Annotated in this window: 6 protein-coding genes; all 6 read right to left on the bottom strand. The window is 59.0% G+C overall.

Translation table 11 applies throughout. The features are described from left to right. On the bottom strand, positions 1-834 hold an 834-nt coding region (gene hisS, locus BG52_RS03575), incomplete at its 3' end, for a histidine--tRNA ligase (protein WP_036666838.1). 689 nt (positions 835-1,523) lie between these two features. Further along, positions 1,524-1,781: a hypothetical protein gene (locus BG52_RS16340; RefSeq protein WP_036581779.1), complete on the bottom strand. Its 258-nt coding sequence runs from the start codon at positions 1,779-1,781 to the stop codon at positions 1,524-1,526. A 1-nt stretch (position 1,782) separates the two neighbouring features. Further along, positions 1,783-2,229: a D-aminoacyl-tRNA deacylase gene (gene dtd / locus BG52_RS03565; protein ID WP_036581781.1), complete on the bottom strand. Its 447-nt coding sequence runs from the start codon at positions 2,227-2,229 to the stop codon at positions 1,783-1,785. Positions 2,230-2,265: 36 nt separating this feature from the next. Continuing rightward, positions 2,266-4,449: a RelA/SpoT family protein gene (locus BG52_RS03560; protein WP_036581783.1), complete on the bottom strand. Its 2,184-nt coding sequence runs from the start codon at positions 4,447-4,449 to the stop codon at positions 2,266-2,268. A gap of 286 nt (positions 4,450-4,735) precedes the next feature. Then, positions 4,736-5,248, bottom strand: a complete 513-nt coding sequence (locus tag BG52_RS03555; RefSeq protein WP_036581786.1) for an adenine phosphoribosyltransferase — start codon at positions 5,246-5,248, stop codon at positions 4,736-4,738. Positions 5,249-5,278: 30 nt separating this feature from the next. Continuing rightward, on the bottom strand, positions 5,279-6,044 hold a 766-nt coding region (locus tag BG52_RS15905), incomplete at its 5' end, for a single-stranded-DNA-specific exonuclease C-terminal domain-containing protein (RefSeq protein WP_036666836.1).

The raw sequence follows: 6,044 nt of genomic DNA, 5'->3' as shown, positions 1-6,044 counted from the left end.
GATCGTATCGATCGCGCCGATGCCCTCCGCTTTGTATTCGAAGGCGGTGTGCGTGTAATAATCCAGCCCGCGCACCAGCTTCGGATTGATGACGAACGGAATGTCCATCGCGCCAAGGTGGCCCTGGAGCGCTTCAAAATGCGTGCGGCATTCGTCATCCAGGCTGTCCAGTATCGAGGGCGCTCCTTCAAAATGCTGCTGGTCGACCTTGCAATCGAGCACCCGCAGCGGATTGCGGTCCATCCGGGACCGGCAGTCCTTGCAGAGCAGCTCGCGCTTCGGCTCCAGGAAGGCGAGCAGCCGCTCCCTGAACGCGGTGCGGATTGCGGGCGTGCCTACGGAGTTGATTTCCACCCTGACTCCGTTCAGGCCGACTTCCTTATAGAATGTATACCCAAGCGCGATAACCTCGGCATCGAGCGCGGGATCGACGGCGCCGAGCGCCTCCACCCCAAACTGGTGAAACTGCCGGTAGCGCCCCGCCTGCTGGCGCTCGTAGCGGAACATCGGCCCGATGTAATACAGCTTTGTCACGTCCGGCTCCCCATACAGCTTGTTCTCGACATACGCCCTCACCGCGCCTGCCGTGCCTTCCGGCCGCAAGGTGATGCTGCGGTCGCCGCGGTCGGTGAACGTGTACATTTCCTTCTCGACGATATCCGTCGTCTCCCCGACGCCGCGCTGAAACAGGTCGGTCGATTCGAAGATCGGCGTCCGGATTTCCCGGAAATTGAATCTGCGGCAAATGTCTCGTGCCTTCGCTTCGACGATCTGCCACTTCTCTACCGCTCCGGGCAGCAAATCCTGCGTTCCCGGCGGCTTCTGAAAGCCCATGATAGTTCCTCCTGTCGGCAAAAAAATAATCCCTCGTCCTAGCGAACGCGCCAACGTTCGTTAGGGACGAGAGATTTGCATGCTCACGCGGTACCACCCACATTCCGGAAGCCGCCGCCTGCCTTGCGCTGCGGTTCCGCTCTAACGGTTAACGCCCGTCGTGCGCGCGCCGGCTATTGATGCCGGGCGTCGCCGCCCGGCCGTTCACCGGCCGTTCTCGGGGAGGTTCTTTCGTCCGTTCGCCGTCAAGACGCTTGCAGCCAAGGCGCCTCTCTCTGGGTACGCGAATCCGGATTACTTGGTCCCGTCATCGAATCGATGGATATGGCCGCTTACCGACCGCTGCCGATAAGCTGATTAATAAATTTTACCGTCCCGGTCCTGTAAAGTCAAGAAATCGGCCGCCCGAAATCGGCGCCCGATCCGGACAATGCCCGGTAAAAGAAAATAACCTGCAACACGAAGTCGCAGGTTCAAAAGTATATATCCTATAAAAAAGGGGGTCGAATTTGATTATAATCAAGCGATGTTAAAAAATCATGTGAAACAGATTACAATAATATTACAAAAAATAAAGCGTTTTCCGACATCGTGCGCAGCAAGCCGCAGCCGGCTACGGTGCTCCCCCGCTCTCCCGTGCGCGCGCAGCTCCGGCGTGTGTTCCAACGCTGCTAGGCCCACCAACCCCGTCATACACCGGCGGAGGGCTCCTCCCTACGGACGTGGTGGCCGCCCGGCCAATCGGCAGCCGTTCTTCCGGTCCCCTCCAACCACGTGAGCGCCTCCCGGCGCTCCATATGAAGCATGCCGGCAGCCGCCCGCTCGACCCTCTGTTCCTTCCACGATTGACGCATGACCAGCCCATCGGCTCCTTTCGACCCGCGCCAAGGCGCGAATGTCCATTTGCCATCTATTGTTGCCATTAACCGGTGCGGGTAATCCGGCACTTTACTTCCCCCGGCTGTCGACGATCAGCGTCACCGGTCCCCAGTTGACGAGCGAGACGTCCATCATCGCCCCGAATCGGCCGGTCTCCACCCGCAGCCCTTTGGCGCGCAGCATCGCATTGAACGTCTCATACAGCGGCTCCGCCAGCTCGGGCCTGGCCGCGGCCATGAAGCTCGGACGTTTGCCCGTCCGGCAGTCGCTGTAGAGCGTGAACTGCGATACCGAGAGCACCTCGCCGCCAGTATCGGCCACCGAGAGGTTCATTTTCCCCTGATCGTCCTCGAAAATGCGCAGCCCGACAAGCTTATCGGCCAGCCACTGGGCATCTTTCTCCGTATCTTCATGCGTCACGCCGACCAGCAACAGCAGCCCGGAGCCGATGGCTCCTACCGTCTCGCCGTTGACGGTCACCGCAGCCGATTTGCAGCGCTGCACCACAATTCTCACAGTAACCCCCTGACCTTCCCGGCCTGAAATGCCGACCTATTGCATAATGCGCTGCACCGAAAAAATATCCTGCACCCGCTTGATCTTCTCGACGACGGACTGCAAGTGCTCGATGTTGCGGATCAGAATCGTCATATGGATCAGCGCCAGCTTGTTTTTATCCGAACGGCCGGATACGGCCGCGATGTTCGTCTTCGTCTCCGAAACGGCCTGCAGCACCTCATTGAGCAGCCCCCGGCGGTCGTGACCGCGGATTTCGATATCGACCGCGTAATTTGCCTCGACCGACTGCTCCCATTCGACCTCGATGACACGCGCGGCTTCCTCGCCATCGCCTCCTGCGGGTATGTTGTTGCAGTCGGAGCGGTGTACGGAGACGCCTCGCCCGCGCGTAATGTAACCGACGATCTCGTCACCCGGTACGGGGTTGCAGCATCGCGCGAACCGGACGAGCATGTTATCGACGCCTCTGACGCGGATGCCGCCGGTCGAACGGCGCTTCTTGTCGCCGCCCGGGGCCCTGACTTCCTTCACCTCGGAAGTCAGCTCGATCTGGTTAGCCTCCTCGGCTTCCTTGCGCAGCTTCTCCGTCAGCCTGGTGACGATCTGCGCCGCCGTAATGCCGCCGAAGCCGACTGCGGACAGCATATCCTCAACGTCGTTGAACGTGAACTTCGTCGCGACCTCCTGCAGTTTGTCGTCCTGAAGCCAAGCGGAAGGCTCAAGAGCCAGCCGCTTAAGCTCCTTCTCGATCATGTCCCGTCCCTTTGAGACGTTCTCGTCGCGTTTTTCCTTTTTGAACCATTGCTTGATTTTGCTGCGCGCATGTGACGACTGGGCGATCTTCACCCAATCCTGGCTCGGTCCGTACGAATGCTTGGAGGTCAATATTTCGACGATATCCCCGGTCTTCAGCTTGTGGTCGAGCGGCACGATCCGCCCGTTCACCTTGGCTCCGATCGTGCGATTGCCGACCTCGGTATGAATCCGGTAAGCGAAATCAAGCGGCACGGAGCCGGCCGGCAGCTCGAACACCTCTCCCTTCGGCGTAAATACGAACACCAGGTCGGAGAAGAAATCCATTTTGAGCGATTCCATAAACTCGGAGGCGTCGCTCGCCTCGTTCTGCAGCTCCAATATTTCGCGGAACCATTTGACCTTATCGCCCAAACCTCCGACCGCAGCGGTGGTGCCTTCCTTGTAGGCCCAGTGGGCCGCGATTCCGTATTCGCTGGTCTGGTGCATCTCCCAGGTGCGGATCTGCACCTCGGTCGGCTCGCCGTTCGGACCGATTACCGTGGTATGCAGCGATTGATACATGTTGGCCTTCGGCATCGCGATATAATCCTTGAAGCGTCCCGGCATCGGTCTCCACAACGTATGAATGATGCCGAGCGTCGCATAACAATCCTTGATATTGTCAACGATGATCCGGATGGCCAGCAAATCATAGATTTCATTGAACTGCTTATTTTTGTCTGTCATTTTCTTATAGATGCTGTATAAATGCTTGGGCCGGCCGGAAATGTCGCCGACGACGCCCATTTCGCTCAGCTTCTCGCGGATTTTGGCGATCACGTCCTCGATGTGCCGCTCCCGCTCCGCCCGCTTCTTTTTCATCAGGTTGGCGATCCGGTAATACTGCTGCGGATTCAAATAGCGGAGGGCGATGTCCTCCATCTCCCATTTGATGGCCGAAATACCAAGCCGGTGGGCGATCGGGCAGAAAATCTCCAGCGTCTCGTATGCGATCCTCCGCTGCGCCTCCTCGGATTGAAATTTGAGCGTGCGCATATTATGCAGCCGGTCGGCGAGCTTGATCAGAATGACGCGAATATCCTGCGCCATTGCGACGAACATTTTACGATAGTTCTCATTCTGCTGCTCTTCCTTGGAACGGAATTGAATTTTCTCCAGCTTGGTCAAGCCGTCGACGAGCATGGCGCACGTCTCCCCGAAACGCACGCGAACCTCCTCCAGAGGGACGGTCGTATCTTCCACGACGTCGTGCAGAAGGGCGGCGATGATCGAGATGACATCCATCTGCATGTTGACCAATATTTCGGCAACCGCAACCGGATGCAAAATATAAGGCTCGCCCGATTTCCGCACTTGGCCGTGATGGGCTTGGTCGGCGAAATCGTAGGCATCCCGAATGCGCGCAAGGTCTGATTCCTTCATATAGGCCGCTGCCTTTTCGATTAACTGCTCTATGCCCATGAACGTCCCTTTCCAAAAGAGCTCTCTTCTGTCGGCCGGCCGCCTTAGAAAGCTCGATATCCGTCGAATTTTATCCGTTGTCGACCGAAACGGGCCCCTTAACCCGAAACGCGTCGGAAGAAGTTTTTCTCATTATTATGCCCGTAGTCTAGGCCAATCGTCAACTGCCGGCGATGTGAGGCCCCTCATTCGCATGCCGGTCGCCTGACGGCTTCCGGTGACGGACAGAGCCCCGCCGACGCGGTCGGCAGGGCTCTGTCTCGGTTGTATGGTATCGGACTGGCAATTAATACGTAATTAACGAGAACACGTCAATGCCCTCGAGCTTCTCCCGGCCCGTCAAATAACCGAGCTCGATCAAGAAGGCGGCTCCAATCACTTCTCCGCCGAGCTGGCGGACGAGATTCACGGTCGACGCGATCGTACCGCCCGTCGCGAGCAGGTCGTCGGCGATCAATACGCGCTGGCCCGGCTGGATGGCGTCGCTGTGGACGGCCAGCTTGTCCTTGCCGTACTCAAGATCGTAGGATGCTTCCACCGTCTTGCCTGGCAGCTTGCCGCTTTTGCGGATCGGCACGAAGCCGACGCCGAGCGACAGTGCGAGCGGCGCGCCGATGACGAAGCCCCGCGCCTCCGGACCGGCGATCAGATCGATCTCTAGGTGGCTGATGCCGTCGCGGATTGCATCGATCGCCGCGCGGTAAGCCTCGCCGTCCTTCAGCAGTGTCGTAATGTCCTTAAACCGGATGCCCGGCTGCGGAAAATCGGGGATAACCCGGATATAGTCTTTAAAATTCATTTTGTATTCCTCCTGCTTCATCTATCAAATTTATAAAGATCCCGTCAATGACGTTTTCGCCCGAATGCGCATGATCCAGTCCGTCAGCTCGGCGCATGGCGCCGACCACAGCCGTTCGGCGTCGGCCGCGCGTTTCGCCTTATCGTAGATCGGTGAGGAAGCAAGCTCCCGCCGCTCGGGGTTGGGCGCCAACCGGATACGGCCATCGGAAATTTTCAGGAAGCCAAGGTCCGCAAACACATCCAGCATCATCCCGAGCGTCTCCGCCGGCCAGCCCGTCCGGGCCGCAGCGGCGAGCGCTTCCTCTATCGGCAGCGTATCGCGATTCATTCGCCGGAGCAGTTGGTAGACACTGCCGAAATCCGTCCGCTCCGGAAATCGAATGTCCCGTCCCTTCGCGGTATCATATAACGCATGCAACTGCTCCAGCGACGCGCATGAACGCACGATCGCCGCGAAGCTGTCCGGGCACGACGGTCGATCAAGAAGCACAAGCGTGGAGCAGTCCAGGCCTTCCGCCGGCCATTCGTCGTAGCGGAACAGCCGTTTTCCGTTCCCGTTCGGGGAGGAGATAGCCGTTTCGTACGCGGACGCCGCCTCCAGCCAGCCCGGATCCGATCCAAGCAGCACAGCTACGGCGCGCGGCACGCCGCTTTCCGGACCCGTCTCCGGCAGCGCTCCGGCCGCTTCGAACAGCTGTTGAAGCGCCCTGCGCTTGTCGCGCGCTCCCCTTCCGTCATACACCTGAACGTGGGGCACCCGCAGGTCGCGTATTTGAAGCTGCGGCTTGCGCGAG

This window comes from Paenibacillus darwinianus (genome assembly GCF_000598065.1).
In the GTDB taxonomy this organism is placed as follows: Bacteria; Bacillota; Bacilli; order Paenibacillales; family Paenibacillaceae; genus Paenibacillus_I; species Paenibacillus_I darwinianus.
The sequence above is the reverse complement of the archived record's forward strand: the minus strand, read 5'-3'. Positions and strand labels throughout refer to the sequence as shown.

What these genes read in the sequence shown, in the direction of transcription:
- BG52_RS03560 (WP_036581783.1), bottom strand. Translation starts at nt 4,449, where the DNA reads ATGGGCATAGAGCAGTTAATCGAAAAGGCAGCGGCCTATATGAAGGAA.
- BG52_RS03555 (WP_036581786.1), bottom strand. Translation starts at nt 5,248, where the DNA reads ATGAATTTTAAAGACTATATCCGGGTTATCCCCGATTTTCCGCAGCCG.